General features: G+C 67.9%; 12 protein-coding genes. 6 read left to right on the top strand and 6 right to left on the bottom strand.

Annotation, left to right across the window (positions count from 1 at the left end; translation table 11 throughout):
• Positions 1-14: 14 nt before the first annotated feature.
• Both ASD82_RS17710 and ASD82_RS08390 read right to left on the bottom strand, forming a co-directional pair.
• Positions 15-542, bottom strand: coding sequence for a hypothetical protein (locus ASD82_RS17710; protein WP_056717378.1), 528 nt, complete (start codon positions 540-542; stop codon positions 15-17).
• Positions 543-582: 40 nt separating this feature from the next.
• A complete protein-coding gene (locus tag ASD82_RS08390) occupies positions 583-2,085 on the bottom strand; it encodes a glycosyltransferase (protein WP_082585283.1) in 1,503 nt (500 codons plus the stop codon).
• 53 nt (positions 2,086-2,138) lie between these two features.
• On the opposite strand from ASD82_RS08390, the gene rfbB reads away from it, so the two are divergent.
• The 5 genes from rfbB to ASD82_RS08365 are packed head-to-tail and all read left to right on the top strand — an operon-like array spanning position 2,139 to position 6,990.
• On the top strand, positions 2,139-3,188 hold the full coding sequence (gene rfbB, locus ASD82_RS08385) for a dTDP-glucose 4,6-dehydratase (RefSeq protein ID WP_056717376.1): 1,050 nt from the start codon (positions 2,139-2,141) through the stop codon (positions 3,186-3,188).
• The gene (gene rfbA, locus ASD82_RS08380) at positions 3,185-4,075 is read left to right on the top strand and encodes a glucose-1-phosphate thymidylyltransferase RfbA (RefSeq protein WP_056717375.1); all 891 of its coding nucleotides are present in this window, start codon (positions 3,185-3,187) and stop codon (positions 4,073-4,075) included. The genes rfbB and rfbA overlap by 4 nt, the downstream gene beginning before the upstream one ends.
• The gene (rfbC, locus tag ASD82_RS08375) at positions 4,072-4,629 is read left to right on the top strand and encodes a dTDP-4-dehydrorhamnose 3,5-epimerase (protein WP_056717374.1); all 558 of its coding nucleotides are present in this window, start codon (positions 4,072-4,074) and stop codon (positions 4,627-4,629) included. The genes rfbA and rfbC overlap by 4 nt, the downstream gene beginning before the upstream one ends.
• Positions 4,626-5,561, top strand: a complete 936-nt coding sequence (gene rfbD, locus ASD82_RS08370; RefSeq protein WP_056717373.1) for a dTDP-4-dehydrorhamnose reductase — start codon at positions 4,626-4,628, stop codon at positions 5,559-5,561. Before rfbC ends, rfbD begins: the two co-directional genes overlap by 4 nt.
• 16 nt (positions 5,562-5,577) lie before the next feature.
• Complete coding sequence (locus ASD82_RS08365; protein WP_056717372.1) at positions 5,578-6,990, top strand: mannose-1-phosphate guanylyltransferase/mannose-6-phosphate isomerase; 1,413 nt, start codon at positions 5,578-5,580, stop codon at positions 6,988-6,990.
• Between the two features lie 85 nt (positions 6,991-7,075).
• Here the strand turns inward: ASD82_RS08365 and ASD82_RS08360 are convergent, their stop codons facing one another.
• From ASD82_RS08360 to ASD82_RS08345, 4 genes are all read right to left on the bottom strand, one after another.
• A complete protein-coding gene (locus ASD82_RS08360; protein WP_235580669.1) occupies positions 7,076-8,641 on the bottom strand; it encodes an NAD(P)/FAD-dependent oxidoreductase in 1,566 nt (521 codons plus the stop codon).
• Positions 8,642-8,833: 192 nt separating this feature from the next.
• A complete protein-coding gene (locus ASD82_RS08355) occupies positions 8,834-10,888 on the bottom strand; it encodes an FAD-dependent oxidoreductase (RefSeq protein WP_056717406.1) in 2,055 nt (684 codons plus the stop codon).
• Between the two features lie 5 nt (positions 10,889-10,893).
• Positions 10,894-12,243, bottom strand: a complete 1,350-nt coding sequence (locus tag ASD82_RS08350; RefSeq protein ID WP_235580668.1) for an amino acid permease — start codon at positions 12,241-12,243, stop codon at positions 10,894-10,896.
• 12 nt (positions 12,244-12,255) lie between these two features.
• Positions 12,256-13,326, bottom strand: coding sequence for an aromatic ring-hydroxylating dioxygenase subunit alpha (locus tag ASD82_RS08345; protein ID WP_056717370.1), 1,071 nt, complete (start codon positions 13,324-13,326; stop codon positions 12,256-12,258).
• Between the two features lie 280 nt (positions 13,327-13,606).
• On the opposite strand from ASD82_RS08345, the gene ASD82_RS08340 reads away from it, so the two are divergent.
• Positions 13,607-15,625, top strand: a complete 2,019-nt coding sequence (locus ASD82_RS08340) for a tetratricopeptide repeat-containing sulfotransferase family protein (RefSeq protein WP_056717369.1) — start codon at positions 13,607-13,609, stop codon at positions 15,623-15,625.
• Positions 15,626-15,630: the final 5 nt, after the last annotated feature.

The following is a 15,630-nucleotide window of genomic DNA, read 5'->3' as shown; positions in this document are numbered from 1 at the left end:
CATTCCGTATCCGTTCAATGGACGTTTCCGTGGTCGTTACCGGCGGCCTGCGGATACAGGCGTGACCGCAGGCGTGCATGCAGACCTGGCACAACACGCACGAGCCGCCTGGCGACACGCCGGAAAAGCGGCACGCGCAACATCGCGCGAACGAGGTTCCCGGGGCGATGGCGCCCTTCCCGGCGCCACGTGGACAACAGTCGCAGTGGCCTTGTCAGGCGCCATGAGCGGCTCTCGACGAAGGACGCATGCATGCGTGCGTGTTCCCTCGCCAGTTCGGCCAGGCGCCGTTCCAGTTCCACGCGCTCCCGATCCTGCTCGGCCAGACGCCGCAGCCGCTGATCACTGGCGACGAGCATTTCGCGATAGTCCACCTGCAGCAAGGCCAATCGATCACGCATGACGCTGTGGTCATGTTCGATCTCCACCAGCCGCGTCAGCCGCTGGTCCGCCAGCAGCCGCCAGTCGATGCCCGCGGCCGGTACCGATGCATCAGTGCGAATGGCACTGGCCGGCGACAGGCCTTCCGTCTTGTTCGTCATGTCAAAAAATCCGTCGGAGTCGCGGAAGCAAACGGCATCATCATGCAGTGCCCTGCAGTTCGTCATCGATCTGGCGCAGCCGCCGGGTCAGCACCGACATGCAGGCCTCGACCGAGAAGTTGCTGGCCATGTCGCGTTTCGCCTGTGCCCCCAGGCGGCTGCCCAGCGTACGGTCCTGATAGAGCGCGCGCATGTGTTGCGCAGCATGTCGCGGGTCGGGGTCGGCCCATTGCTGACCGTCCGCGTAGGGGTACTGGCCCCGCTGTACGGGAATCATCCTGTAATCCACCAGACAGCTGTTCGCCGGCGTCATGAACTCCAGGTTGCCCGAATAGCCTGTCGCCACCACGGCCTTGCCCAGGCACATCGCCTCGGCCATGCCCAGTCCGAAGCCCTCACAACGATGCAGCGAAACATAGACGTCGATGCAGCGATGCAATGACTGGAGGTGATGGCGCTCGAGCAGGTCGTCGCGCAGCTGGATGCGCGCATCGCGTGCGACAGCCCCCAGCAACTGGATCAGCAGAGCGGTGTTGCGGTTTCCATTGCTGGACTTGATCAGCAATGAGACCTTCTCGTCCCCGCGTGGGAACGCCTTGCAAAAGGCATCAATGACCGCTTGCGGATTCTTTCTGGCGACGGTCGAATTGAAATCGAAAGAACAGAAAAAGACGTAATCGTCGTCACGCAAGCCGAAATGGTGACGCTGCAGGCTGCTGTCACTCGTCCCCGGCACCAACGGCAGCGGCACGCGCGTCACGGGCTTGTTGCAGATCCGCCGCATCGCCTGTTCGACGAAGGCGGACGAAACCATGATTTCATCGACCTGATCGATGGCCAGTCGCCAGTCTTCGGGAAAGTTCTCCAGCTCCCAGAACCAGTAGCCGATCACATAACGGCCCCGAGCTGTCGAGATGCCGGCGCTCAGCAAGGTGTCCGCCCAATGATCCGGATTGACAAAGATCAGATCACACCGGTACGGAGAAGCCGTGCCCAGATGGGCGGCCAGCGTGCGGTCATGCCGGGGATGCGGGATATCGATGTCCACGTCGTACAACGAAACCGGATACTTCGTGGCAAGCATGGCATTCGCATAGAGTCGCGCGCATTCCCCAAGACCCAGCCAGCGGGAAAGGTACCCATGGAGATTGACTCCGTGCGCCGCCGCGACGTTCGGCGGCCCATCACCGGACCCCACGTCGGGAACCGTCGGCGTGTCGCTGCCCCATTCGCTGGTTCGCCTGAAGCCCAGATCATGCCTGATCGGCCTTTCCAGCCTGCCACGGACCCATTGCCGGATCGGCAACGGAATTCCGTGACGGATTCCGGCCCAGCGCGGACTTGACAAGGTCCGCATGAGAAAACCTCTCAACATCGGATGAAGTGCTTTCAGGGAACGTACCGACACAACCACCTCAGGTATGCCTGGAACAACCATCTCATCGCGACGCGACGTGCATAAAACCGGACCAACACACTTCAGCTTCAGGCGCTCGGCATACGTGACATGAACGCCCGCAGCGGGCCGGAACCATGGGGCCATGCCACTTCACACCCCTGTATGACAGAATACTTGGGATCAAATTGGAGTGATACATGAAGATATTGCTGGTCACCGGCGGAGCCGGTTTCATCGGTGCCAACTTCGTCCTGCAGGCCATCGCCGATGGTCTGCGCGTGGTGAACCTGGACAAGCTCACCTACGCCGGCAACCCCGACACGCTTGCTTCGCTGGACGGGAACGAGCGGCACCTGTTCGTGCAGGGCGACATCGGCGATCGTGAACTGGTGGCGAAGCTGCTGGCCGAGCACCGGCCCGACGCCATCGTCAATTTCGCCGCCGAATCGCATGTGGACCGCTCGATCGACGGCCCGGCCGAGTTCGTGCAGACCAATGTGGTGGGCACGCTGGGCCTGCTCGAATGCGCCCGCGACTACTGGCGCGGCCTCGAGGGCGCCGCCCGCGACGGCTTCCGCTTCCTGCACGTGTCGACCGACGAGGTCTACGGCTCGCTGGGCGCCGAGGGCAAGTTCACCGAGACCACGCCGTACGCTCCGAACTCCCCGTACTCCGCGTCCAAAGCCGCCTCCGACCACCTGGTGCGGGCGTTCCACCACACCTACGGCCTGCCGGTGCTGACCACCAACTGCTCGAACAATTACGGGCCGTACCAGTTCCCCGAGAAGCTGATCCCGCTGGTGATCCAGAAGGCCCTGGCCGGCGAGCCGCTGCCGGTCTACGGCGATGGACTCAACATCCGCGACTGGCTGTTCGTGGGCGATCACTGCAGCGCGATCCGCCGCGTGCTGGACGCCGGTCGCGTGGGCGAGACCTACAACGTGGGCGGCAATGCCGAGCGCGAGAACATCACCGTGGTGAAGACCATCTGCGCCCTGCTCGATGCGCGCCAGCCACTGGCCGACGGGCGCCCCCGCGAATCGCTGATCAACTACGTCAGGGATCGGCCCGGCCACGATCGCCGCTATGCGATCGATTCGAGCAAGTTGCAGGATGAACTGGGCTGGCGGCCGACCCACACCTTCGAGACCGGCATCGCGCAGACGGTGGACTGGTATCTCGCCCATCAGTCGTGGAGCCAGCGCGTGCTGGACGGCAGCTATCGCATGGAGCGCCTCGGCTCATGAGCACGACGCAGAAAGGCATCATCCTCGCCGGTGGTTCCGGCACGCGGCTGCACCCGATCACCCGCGCGATCAGCAAGCAGCTGCTGCCGGTGTACGACAAGCCGATGATCTACTACCCGCTGGCCACGCTGATGCTGGCCGGTATCCGCGAGATCCTGATCATCAACACGCCGCACGAGCAGGCGATGTTCCAGCGCCTGCTGGGCGACGGCTCGCAGTGGGGCCTGGACATCCGTTACGCGGTGCAGCCGTCGCCGGACGGGCTGGCCCAGGCGTTCACCATCGGCCGTGATTTCGTCGACGGCAAGCCCAGCTGCCTGGTGCTGGGCGACAACATCTTCTACGGCCACGGTTTCACCGAGCGCCTCAAGCGTGCCGCGGCGCGCGAACACGGCGCCACCGTGTTCGGCTACTGGGTGAAGGACCCGCAGCGTTACGGCGTGGCGGAATTCGACGCCGACGGAAAAGTGGTCGGGCTGGAGGAAAAGCCCGCCACACCGAAGTCCCACTACGCCGTCACCGGACTGTATTTCTACGACGCTCGCGTCTGCGACTACGCCGCGGCATTGCAGCCGTCGCCGCGCGGCGAGCTGGAGATCACCGACCTCAACCGCTGCTACCTCGACGACGGTTCGCTGCACCTGGAGCAGCTCGGCCGCGGCTTTGCCTGGCTCGACACCGGCACCCACGAATCGCTGATGGAAGCGGGCAACTACATCGAGACGATCGAGAACCGGCAAGGCCTGAAGGTCTGCTGCCCGGAGGAGATCGCCCACCTCAACGGCTGGATCGACGACGAGCAATTGCTGGGACTGGCCGCGCCGCTGGCCAAGACCGGCTACGGCCAGTATCTGCAGGGTCTGGTGCGCGAGGGACACGCCCGATGAAGGTGATCCAGACCAGCCTGCCCGGCGCGCTGATCCTCGAACCCCAGGTGTTCGGCGATGCCCGCGGGTTCTTTTATGAAAGCTACAACGAGGCGAAGTACCAGGAGGCCGGCGTCGATCACCGCTTCGTGCAGTCCAACGTGTCGCGCTCGGCGCGCGGCGTGTTGCGCGGCCTGCATTACCAGTGGCCGAATCCGCAGGGCAAGCTGGTCAGCGTGCTCGAAGGCGAGGTCTACGACGTGGCGGTGGACATCCGCCGCGGCTCGCCCACCTTCGGTCAGTCGATCGGCGTGATGCTGACGGCCGACAACCACCGTCATTTCTGGGTGCCTGAAGGCTTCGCGCACGGCTTCTGCGTGTTGTCCGAGTTCGCCACCTTCAGCTACCAGTGCACCGCGCTGTATGACCCCAGGGCCGACGCAGGCATCCGCTGGAACGACGCCGCGCTCGGCATCGACTGGCCGATCAGCGCGCCGCTGCTGTCGGACAAGGACGGCAAGACGCCCCTGCTCGCCGACGTGCCAGCGGAGCGCCTGCCGGTCTACGTGGCATGAAGATCCTGCTGCTCGGGGCCAACGGCCAGCTCGGCCGCAGCCTGCTCGATCACGGCGGCCTCGCCGCGCGCGGCGAGCTGGTCGCCGCCAGTCGTGATGGCGTGCTGGCCGGCGGCGGGCCCGGCGAGCTCGCCGACCTGTCGAACCCCGCATCCCTGCCCGCCCTGCTCGACCGCGTGCAACCCGACGTGATCATCAACGCCGCCGCCTATACCGCAGTCGATCGCGCCGAGCAGGAGGAGGCCCTGGCTACCCGCGTCAACGGCGAGGCGGTGGGCGTGCTCGGCCACTGGGCCGCGGCACGTGGCGCGCTGGTGATCCACTACTCCACCGACTACGTGTTCGACGGTCGGCAGTCGCAGCCGTACGCGGTCGATGCAGCCACCGGTCCGCTCGGCGCCTATGGCCGCAGCAAGCTGGCCGGCGAACTCGCGCTGCGCGACAGCGACGCCGACCATTTCATCTTCCGCACCGCCTGGGTCTACGCGGCGCATGGCCACAACTTCCTGCGCACCATGCTGCGCCTGGGCGCCGAACGCGACGAGTTGCGCGTGGTGGCCGACCAGCACGGCGCACCCACCGACACCGGCCTGATCGTAGACGGAACACTCGCCGCACTCGATCGCTGGTTGTCGTCGGATCGTGTGCAACGCGACGCACTGGCCGGCACCCATCATCTGGTTGCCAGCGGCGCGACGACCTGGCACGGCTTTGCCGGCGCGATCTTCGCCGAGGCCGCCACCCAGGGCCTGCTGGCCCGCGTGCCCGGCGTGCTCGCGATCGACAGCAGCGAATTCCCCACGCCGGCCGTGCGTCCGGCCTGGTCGCTGCTGGACAATGGCGGTTTCCAGCGGCATTTTGGCCTTGCCCTGCCGGACTGGACGCAGGGCTTGCGCGATGCCATGCGCCAGCTTGCCTCATCCACGCACTGAACGAGATCCTGCCACCATGTTGATCCCCCTCATCCTCAGCGGTGGCAGCGGCACCCGGCTCTGGCCCGTCTCGCGCAAGAACCTGCCCAAGCAGTTCCTCGCGCTCGCCGGCAAGGGCACGCTGTTCCAGCAGACCATCGCGCGCACCCGCCAGTTGCCCGACGTCGCCGCGCCGATCGTGGTGGCCAGCGAGGATCACCGCTTCCTCGCCGCCGACCAGTTGCTGGAGGCCGGCATCAGGGACGCCAGCATCGTGCTGGAACCGCTGGCCCGCAACACCGCGCCGGCGATCGCGCTGGGTGCGTTGCAGGCCTTGCAGCGCGACCCCGAGGCCATGCTGCTGGTGCTGCCGGCCGATCACCTGATCGGCGACACCGACGCCTTCGTCGAGGCCGTGAGACAGGCGCAGCCGCTGGCGGCGCAGGACTGGCTGGTGACGTTCGGCATCCGCCCGGACCGGCCGGAAACCGGCTTTGGCTACATCCGCCGCGCCGACGCGATCGACCGCCACGGCTATCGCGTCGAGCAGTTCGTCGAGAAGCCCGACCTGGCCACCGCCCAGTCCTACCTGGCCGACGGCGGCTACGACTGGAACTCCGGCATGTTCCTGTTCAAGGCCGCGCGCTACCTGGAAGAACTGGCCGCGCACGCGCCGGCGATGCTGGAAGCGGTGCGCATGGCGCACGCGAAAGCCACGGTCGATCTGGACTTCGTGCGCATCGACCGCGACGCGTTCGCCCCAGTGCCCGACGACTCGATCGACTACGCCGTGATGGAGAAGACCCGTCGTGCCGCGGTGATCCCGGTCAGCTGCGCATGGAGCGACATCGGTTCGTGGTCGGCACTGTGGCTGACCGGCGACAAGGACGCCGACGGCAACCTGCGCGAAGGCGACACCCTGGCGGTGGACACGCATCGTTCGCTGCTGCGTTCGCACGACCGCCACCTGCTGGCCACCGTGGGCGTCGATGACCTGATCGTGGTGACCACGCCGGACGCGACCCTGGTGGCCCACCGCGACGCCGCGCAGGACGTGAAGAAGATCGTCGAGCAACTGAAGGCCGCCGGCCGCAGCGAACACTCGCTGCATCGCGTGGTGCACCGCCCCTGGGGCAATTATGACTCCCTGGAGGAAGGCGAGCGCTTCCAGGTCAAGCGGATCCAGGTCAAGCCGGGCGCGTCGCTCAGCCTGCAGAAGCATCATCATCGCGCCGAGCACTGGATCGTGGTCTCCGGCACCGCCGAGGTCACCTGCGACGACAAGGTGTTCCTGCTGGGCGAGAACCAGAGCACGTACATCCCGCTGGGCAGCAAGCACCGCCTGCGCAACCCCGGCAAGGTCGTGCTGGAACTGATCGAGGTGCAGTCCGGCAGCTATCTGGGTGAGGACGACATCGTGCGTTTCGACGATGTCTACGGCCGCGTCTGAGCACGACGGCCGCTGCCGCAGCGGGCCACGGATTCGCTGAAACGGGAACCTCGATTCGCCCCAGGGCTGCCGACCGCCACGTCGTTCAGGCCGTCTGCGCACACTTCGCCGATGCGGGCCAGGAGCCCTTCCCGGCGGTGCGCAGCACGGCTTGGGCCGCCCATTCGCCGGTTTCGCAGCCACCTTCCATGAAGCCCTGGTTGTCGAACGCGCAATGCTCGCCGGCGAAGTGCAGGTTGCCCACGCGTTCGCCGATGGCGCCACGGATGCCGGTCCACTGGCCCGGCAGGAAGCACGCGTAGCTGCCCAGGGTCCACGGGAACGTGGGCCAGTGCATGCGCGCCTCGCGCGCCCCGTCCCTCGCCGCGGACAGTCCCGGGAAGACCGCTTCCAGTTGTTGCACGGCGGCGGCAGCCTGCTGCTTCGCGCTACCGCTTCCCAGTTCGACGCCATGCCGTCCGCCGGTGAAGTTGGTCAGGATGCCGGCCGTACCAGGCTGCATGCGGCTGGTTTCCCAGGTGGTCTGCAGCGGCAGGTCGGTATAGATGGCGCCACCGCTCTGGTGGCGCGTGTGCCAGACCCGCTCGTTGAAGCCGATCATCAGCTTGGCGTTGGTGCCATAACCGAGTTCGGCGATCGCACGGCGTTTCACCACCGGCAACGCCGCGTCGATGCGTACGCGGCGCAACGTGGTGAAGGGCAAGGCCAACACCACCCGTTGCGCGCGCACCTCGAATGCGCCGGCATCGCGCTTGAAGCCCAGCACGTAGCGGCCATCGGCGCCCTGGCCGAGCGATTCCAGCACGCTGCCAGTGTGGATGGCGTCGGCCAGTCCCGCGCCCAACCGCTGCACGATCAGGTCGTTGCCGCCGCGCGCGTGGAAGCGCTCGTCGCTTTCGCCGAAAATGCGGAAATGGTCCCGACCCGGATCAATGAAGGTGAGGAAATTCAGCGCGGACTGTTCGTCGCAGTCCAGACCCATCTCCGTCGTGTAGGCCACCTCGATCAGGGTGCGCAGCCAGCCGCTGGCGCCCTGGCGATCCAGCCATTGCGCGATCGTTTCGCGATCCAGTCGCTGCGCGCCGCCGGGCGTGGCCGCGGTGATTTCTTCCTCCGGCAAGGTCGCCGCGTCGCGGGCGATCGCCGCGGCCAGCGGCGCGAATTCGCGCAGGATGTCGTCCTCGCCGTAACGCCGACCGTTGCAGAACCAGATGTCGCCGAACGCAGCCGTGGGATCGCGCGACAGGTCGTCCAGTTCGATGCCCAGCTCACAGGCCAGCGCGCGGATATGCACGTGGCCGGTGTCGATCAGCTCGCCGCCCAGTTCGCACACCTGGTTGTCGGCGAAGTGGCCGCGCAGGCTGAACATGCGCCCGCCGATGCGTTCCTGTGCCTCGTACACACGCACCGGCACGCCGGCCTGGCGCAGCCGGTGCGCGCAGGTCAACCCGGCCACGCCGGCGCCGACCACCACCACTTCATCCGTGCCGGTGGCGCGAAGGGGCATCGGCACGCGTGCGCAGGCGCCCAGCATCAGCGCCGCGGAAGCCACCGCCGATTGCCGCAGGAATCGGCGCCGCGCATGATCCACCCGCAAGCTGCGTTCGCGCGCAATCGCCTCGTCCAGCGGCTCGCCCGTACTCCGGGACACGGCCGCAATCGCCGCGGCCCGCCGCAACACATCGACCAGCGCCGTCCGAGCCATCGTCTTACCCCCAGTCGGTACACCCCCGCGCACGGGCGCAGCCTACGCCGAATCTGCCACCGCATCGATTGCAACGACAGGTATCCCGAGGTCACCCCCGGCGGCGATCGCGCTGCGCCCCGTGAGCCTGGGCGATCGTCACTCGATGTGGAAATGGCGTTTGAACGGGACGCCGACGGCGGCGGGCTCTTCCAGCTCACGGGCGTAGCGATGCCCCGCATACACCGCGTGGGCGATCAGGCCCGGCGCCTCGGCGTCGCCGATGCAGCGCAGTGATTGCAGGCCGGCAGCGGACCACTCAGGCTCGCGTCGCAACAGCTCCTGGTACAGCGCGTCGTCGGGCAGGCGGGCGGTGACCGTGACGACAGCGTCGCAGGCCAGCTCGCGGCGCTGATGGTCCCACACGTTTTCGATGGCGAGCGTGCTGCCGGCGTAACCGACGATGTCGTGCGACACGATCGCCTCGATGCCGAGCTTGGCCATCCGCTTGCGGATGTGTCGGTAGTCCAGCGTGTGCTGGCTCCATGGCGCGACGCCGTCCTCCGGCGTCAGATACGCCACTTCGCAACCGCGCAGACGCAAGGCTTCGGCCGCGATGCCCGCGTGGTAGAAACCGTCATCGTCGAACACCACCACGCGACCTTCGGGCAGACGGCCATCCATCAGGTCGTCGGGCGTATAGATGCGCGCGCCGTCGGCGAAACCGTCGATGGCTGTGCCGTGGCTGCGGCCGTAGCCGTCGCGGCGCCAGTGGCAGCCGGTGGCGATCACCACGTGCTCGGCGCCGAAGTCCAGCACGTCCTGCGCGGTGAGTGCGGAATCGAGATAGACGGCTATATTCGCCAGCTTGCGGATCTGGCCCACGCGCCAGTCGCGCACGCGTGCCCATTCGGCCAGGCCCGGCAGGCGCGCTTCGCGGGTGACGCGGCCGCCGAGTTCCTTGCGCGCCTCGGCCAGGCTCACCTCGTAGCCCCGCTGGCCCAGCGCGCGCGCCGCTTCCAGTCCGGCCGGGCCGGCGCCGACCACCAGCACGCGCGCTGCCGAGCGCTTCGGCGCCATGCGCTCCGGGTGCCAGTCCTTGCGCCACTCCTCGCCCATGGTCGGATTCTGCGTGCAGCGGATCGGCGAGATCGTCATGTCGCCGGAAACGCAGATGTTGCAGCCGATGCATTCGCGGATGTCGTCGCTGCGGCCTTCTTCGATCTTCTTCGGCAGGAACGGATCGGCGATCGACGGGCGCGCGCAGCCGATCATGTCGAGTACGCCGCGCTTGAGTTGCGAGACCATGGTGTCGGGCGAGGTGAAGCGGCCCACGCCGACCACCGGCTTGCTGGTGGTCTTCTTCACGAAGTCGATGAACGGCTCCTGCGCGCCTTCGGCGGCGAAGCGCGAGGGCACCGAGTCGTTGTACCAGGCGGCCAGGTTCACGTCCCACAGGTCGGGCAGCTCGGCCAGCATGGCCACGATCTCCTTCGCCTCGGCCAGCTCGACGCCGCCCGGCCCCAGCAGCTCCTCGGTGGCGAAGCGCAGCGCCACGGCGCAGGTGTCGCCTACCGCATCCTTGGTGTCTTCGAGCACCTCGCGCAGCAGCCGCACGCGATTCTTCAGCGAGCCGCCGTACTCGTCGCTGCGCTGGTTGCGCCGGCGCTGCAGGAAGTGCATCGCCAGCGACAGGTCGTGCGCCGCGTAGACGTAGATGATGTCCATGCCCGCGCGCCTGCCGCGGACGGCTGCTTCGCGATGCCAGCGGCGGTATTCGCGGATGTCGTGCTTCGTCATCGCCCGCGCCTGGTGCGGGTAGCCGTACTTGGTCGGCTGGTGCGAGGGTGCGATCAGCACCTCGCGCGAATAGAGGTTGGACGCCGTCGGCCCGTTGTGGGTGAGTTCCAGCGCAGCCAGCGCGCCGTGCGCATGCACCTTGTCGCACATCAGGGCCAGCGCGGGGATGTCGCGGTCATCCCACAACCGCGCCTCCACGTACGGCGTGAGATCGCCGCTGGGGTGGATCTCGCACTCCTCGGTGGAGACCACCGCCCAGCCGCCCTCGGCCTTCATCTCGCGCATCGCCGCATGGGCCAGCGGCATCGCGTGGCCCATGCCGTTGCAATGCGGCACCTGGAAGAAGCGGTTCTTCGCGATGACCGGGCCGATCTTCACCGGTTCGAACAGGATGTCGTAGCGGGGGTCGCGCATGGTGCTCAGGCCTCGGTGGCGGCGACCGGCTTGCGCCGCCACCGCATGAAGACATACAGCGGCAGGCCCGCGGCGATCAGACCCAGCGCATACACGAACGGCTCGCCGCCGATGCCGACGAAGGCGAACACCACATAGGCCGCGCCGATACCCGCCACCAGCAGCACGCTGCGACCGCTGCAGCCCGCCGCGCCGCGCCGCCACAACACCGCCAGCGCCAGTGCGCAGCACAGGTACAAGGGCAGGTTCGCCGCGGTGACCACCAGGGTGAGGAAGGTGAACGCCGCCACCAGCGAACTGCTGTAGCTCATCCACACCATCACCGAGGCCAGCGCCCCGGTGATCAGCAGGGCGGCAACCGGCGCGCCATGACGATTGCTGCGCGCAAGCAACGGTGGCAGCACGCCGCTATCCGCCATGGTGCGGGTCAGTTGACCAGCCAGCAGGGTCCAGCCATTCAGGGCGCCGAGTCCGCTGATCACCACGAACAGCGCCAGCCAGCGGCCAAGCCCGGCGTGGCCGAACGTGTCCATCAGCAGCGCGAATGGCGCGCTGGCGCTGGCCAGCACGTCCTGCCGCAGCAACAGCAGCGGCACGGTCGACACGACGACGTAGATCAGCGCGACCACCACCGCGCCCGTCATCGTGGCGCGCGGAATGGTGCGGCCGGGGTTGTCCACGCGGCTGGCCGGAATGCTGGCCGATTCGATGCCCAGCATCGCGAACAACGCGATGGTGGAAGCCGCCATCACGCCGGCAAACGTCACCGGCGTGGTCGGCGGATGGGCCACATAGCTACCCGGCGAGTTCAGCAACACCCAGCCGCCAAGCACGGCGATCGCCAGCATCGGCAGCAGCTTCAGCGTGGTGGTGACGATCTGCACGATGCCACCGGTGCGCACGCCGAGCAGATTGACCAGGGTGAACAGCCACACCAGCACCAGCGCGAACCACACCGGCGGAATGACGCCGAGTGCCGGCATCACCACGGTGACGTAGCCCACCACGCCAGTGGCCAGCGCCGCGTTGGTCAGCCACAGCGACACCCAGTACGCCCACATCGACATGTAGGCCGGCAGCTCGCCCAGCGTGTCGCGGACATAGCCGTAAGGGCCATCGGCGGCAGGCAGCGCCACGGACAGATGCGCGAATACCCGCGCCAGGGTGAGGCAGCCGAACAGGGTGATGCCCCAGCCGATCAGCGCGTTGAAACCGAACGGCGCCAGCGACGAGGGCAGCAGGAAGATGCCCATGCCGATCACGTTGCCGACCACCAGCGCGGTGCAGGTCCAGAAGCCGATCCGACTGCGGTCACGCATCTCGAAGCGCGCCTGTCCGGTTCGGTGGCAGCGCATGCGGCGACGAACTCATGCAGATTCGCCGGCCGGCCCCGCATAGGCCGCGCGCAACAGGTTCTGGAAATGCCACACGCCGCTTTCGCGCCTGGGGTTGAGCCGGCCGGGCGTATACGCGCCGGAGGCCAGTCCCCGCTGCACCGCCTCGCAGATGCCGATGTCCTCGTTCTGCACCTCGTCGCTGAAGCTGCGGTCGGCCTCCATGCGCGCCTGCGCCGCGGCGTCCTGCGCGTAGTAGTAGTCGAACACGATGCGGCAGCGGCCCGGGCCCAGCGGCAGGATGCGATTGGTCTGCAACCTTCCCGGCATGATGTTGAGCATCACGTTGGGATAGATGAAGTAGTAGAACGCCTCGCCGTCGCCGTAGATGTCGGTGCTGTTGCGCAGCGGCGAGGATTGCAGCGAATGCCAGGGGAACAGCTCGGTGTCGTAGGCGCGGTAGTCGAGCACCTTCGACAGGCCCGGATGCACGTGCGGCAGGTGGTAGCCCTCGAGGTAGTTGTCGACGTAGACCTTCCAGTTGCAGTCGATGTCGTAGGTGTCGCGGCGCAGGTAGCGCATGGCCGCCAGGTCGATCGGCGCGATGCGTTCGGCGATGCCGCCATAGACTTCCTCGAACGGCGGCACGGCGGCGTCCAGCGCCACGAACACCAGCCCCTGCCATTCGTGCACGCGCAGCGGCGGCAGGCGGATGTCCTCCACGCGGAAGTCGGCGGCGTCCTGCATTTCCGGCGCGCTGCGCAGCTGGCCTTCCAGCGTGTAGGTCCAGCCATGGTACTTGCAGTGCAGCGCCCGCGCGCCCTTGCCGTCGCACAGCGCCAGCGGACCGGCGCGGTGGCGACAGACATTGGGAAAGGCCCGCAGCACGCCATCCTGGCCGCGCACCAGCAGCAAGGGCACGCCGCCGACCTGATCGACCACGTGATCGCCCGGTTCGGCCAGCTGCTCCCGATGGGCCACCAGTTGCCAACTGCGTGCGAACACCGCGCGCTGCTCCATCGCCAGCATCGCCTCCCCCGCGTAGTAGCGCGCCGGCAAGGCGTGGGCCCGGTCGAGCGGTTCGACGACGGTGTCGGTGTGCATGGATTGCTGTTCCCCGGTTGGATGGCCGCGAACAACCCGGCCGATGCGACCCGCCCGGCCCGGCGGAGGCGTCCGGCTGAGCCTAGCGCTTGTGTCGAACCGGCGGCAACCGCAGCTGCGCCGCGCCGGCCGGCGCCACTATCTACCAGCCGGATTCGGTTGTAGATTGCGGCGAACCCCGCGAGAGGCCGCTACCTTCCATGTCAGGCGCCGTACCGCTGTCGTCACTCCGGCCCGTCGCCCCGCGTGGGCCGTTCCCGTCGCCAGCACGAGGCGACGCATGATCGCGGCGTCGGCCAGCGGCACGCTGGAGCAGGCGCTGGCACACGCGGAGCGGCTGCTGCAACGCGACCCCGCACTGGCGGTGGAACAGCTCGAAGAAATCCTGCACGCAGTCGGCGCCCATCCGCTGGCGCTGCAACTGCTGGCCGCCGCGCGCCTGCGTCAGGGCGATGCCCGGGCCGCGCTCGACATCCTGCTTCCGCTGGCGCCGTCGCAACCGACATGGGCGGCGCTGCAGTTCGACCTGGGCGTGGTGCTGGGTCGGCTCGGCCACGGCGAAGAGGCGATCGCCGCGCTGCGCCGTGCGGTCGCGCTGCAACCCGACCTGCCGCAAGCCTGGCGCGAACTCGGCGATCACCTGATGGCAGCCGGCGAGCAGGAGGCGGCGGACGCCGCCTATGCCCGGCACGTGCTGCACTCCACCCACGATCCGCGCCTGATGGGCGCTGCCGTGGCGCTCGCCGAAGGCCGCGTCCCGCAGGCCGAGGCGCTGTTGCGCGAGCATCTGAAACAGGCGCCCACCGACGTGGCGGCGATCCGCATGTTCGCCGAAGTCGCCGCCCGCGTGGGCCGCAACGAGGATGCGCTGAACCTGCTGGCGCGCTGCCTCGAACTGGCCCCCGGCTTCGACGCCGCGCGCCAGCACTACGCCATGGTCCTGCATCGCAGCAACCAGCCCGAACAGGCGTTGGCGCAGATCGAGCGCTTGCTGGCGAACGACCCGCAGCACCCGGCCTACCGCAACCTCAAGGCGGTGGTGCTGTGCCGCATCGGCGATTACGAGCCGGCCCTCGCGATCTACGCCGACCTGGTGCAACGCTACCCCGACAACCCGCGGGTGTGGATGAGCTACGGCCACGCGCTGAAGACCGCCGGCTTCGGCGAACGCGCGATCGCCGCCTACCGGCACAGCCTGGAGCGCCTGCCCTCGTTCGGCGAAGTCTGGTGGAGCCTCGCCAACCTCAAGACCTTCCGCTTCAGTGCGGGCGACCTCGCCACGATGAGCGATCAGCTGGCCCGCAGCGACCTGTCGGACGAAGACCGCCTGCACCTGGAGTTCGCGATGGGCAAGGCGCGCGAGGATGCCGACGCCTGCGCGGATTCGTTCGCCCACTACGCGCGCGGCAACGCGATCCGCCGCGCGCAACTGCACTACAGCGCGGACGCGACCAGCGCGCGGGTGGACCGCGCCTGCGCGCACTACACCGGCGAGTTCTTCGGCGCGCGCGCGGGCATGGGCTGCCCGGCGCGCGATCCGATCTTCGTCGTTGGCCTGCCGCGCGCCGGCTCCACCCTGATCGAGCAGATCCTGTCCAGCCACAGCCAGGTCGAGGGCACGATGGAGCTGCCCGAAGTCGCCTCGATCACCCGCGGCCTGCGCCGGCAGGGCGACGGCGACGGCGCGACGCCCTACCACGACGCGCTGGCCGCGCTCGACGCCGACGCGCTGCGCGCGCTCGGCGAGCGCTACCTCGCGCACACGCGCATCCATCGCAAGACCTCGGCACCGCTGTTCATCGACAAGATGCCGAACAACTTCATGCACATCGGCCTGATCCAGCTGATGCTGCCGAACGCCCGAATCATCGACGCGCGCCGGCATCCGCTGGCGTGCTGCTTCTCGGCGTTCAAGCAGCACTTCGCGCGCGGGCAGAGCTTCAGCTACGACCTGGAGGACGTCGGGCGCTACTACCACGACTACGTCCGCCTGATGGCGCACTTCGACACGGTGCTGCCCGGGCGCATCCACCGCGTGTTCTACGAGCGCATGGTGGCCGACACCGAGGGCGAGGTTCGTCGCCTGCTGGATTATTGCGGCCTGCCATTCGAGGACGCCTGCCTGCGCTTCTTCGAGAACCCGCGACCGGTGCACACCGCCAGTTCGGAGCAGGTGCGCCGCCCGATCTATCGCGAGGGCGTGGATCACTGGCGCCACTTTGCGCCGTGGCTGGGGCCGCTGGAACAGGCACTCGGGCCGGTGCTGGACAGCTATCCCGAGGTGCCGGGGTTCATCTGAAAAGT

The sequence above is a fragment of the Rhodanobacter sp. Root179 genome, assembly GCF_001428465.1.
Classification (GTDB): Bacteria; Pseudomonadota; Gammaproteobacteria; order Xanthomonadales; family Rhodanobacteraceae; genus Rhodanobacter.
Note: the sequence above shows the minus strand (reverse complement) of the source record. Positions and strands in the feature narration are given on the sequence as shown.

What these genes read in the sequence shown, in the direction of transcription:
- ASD82_RS17710 (WP_056717378.1), bottom strand. Translation starts at nt 542, where the DNA reads ATGACGAACAAGACGGAAGGCCTGTCGCCGGCCAGTGCCATTCGCACT.
- ASD82_RS08390 (WP_082585283.1), bottom strand. Translation starts at nt 2,085, where the DNA reads ATGGCCCCATGGTTCCGGCCCGCTGCGGGCGTTCATGTCACGTATGCC.
- rfbB (WP_056717376.1), top strand. Translation starts at nt 2,139, where the DNA reads ATGAAGATATTGCTGGTCACCGGCGGAGCCGGTTTCATCGGTGCCAAC.
- rfbA (WP_056717375.1), top strand. Translation starts at nt 3,185, where the DNA reads ATGAGCACGACGCAGAAAGGCATCATCCTCGCCGGTGGTTCCGGCACG.
- rfbC (WP_056717374.1), top strand. Translation starts at nt 4,072, where the DNA reads ATGAAGGTGATCCAGACCAGCCTGCCCGGCGCGCTGATCCTCGAACCC.
- rfbD (WP_056717373.1), top strand. Translation starts at nt 4,626, where the DNA reads ATGAAGATCCTGCTGCTCGGGGCCAACGGCCAGCTCGGCCGCAGCCTG.
- ASD82_RS08365 (WP_056717372.1), top strand. Translation starts at nt 5,578, where the DNA reads ATGTTGATCCCCCTCATCCTCAGCGGTGGCAGCGGCACCCGGCTCTGG.
- ASD82_RS08355 (WP_056717406.1), bottom strand. Translation starts at nt 10,888, where the DNA reads ATGCGCGACCCCCGCTACGACATCCTGTTCGAACCGGTGAAGATCGGC.
- ASD82_RS08350 (WP_235580668.1), bottom strand. Translation starts at nt 12,243, where the DNA reads ATGCGCTGCCACCGAACCGGACAGGCGCGCTTCGAGATGCGTGACCGC.
- ASD82_RS08345 (WP_056717370.1), bottom strand. Translation starts at nt 13,326, where the DNA reads ATGCACACCGACACCGTCGTCGAACCGCTCGACCGGGCCCACGCCTTG.
- ASD82_RS08340 (WP_056717369.1), top strand. Translation starts at nt 13,607, where the DNA reads ATGATCGCGGCGTCGGCCAGCGGCACGCTGGAGCAGGCGCTGGCACAC.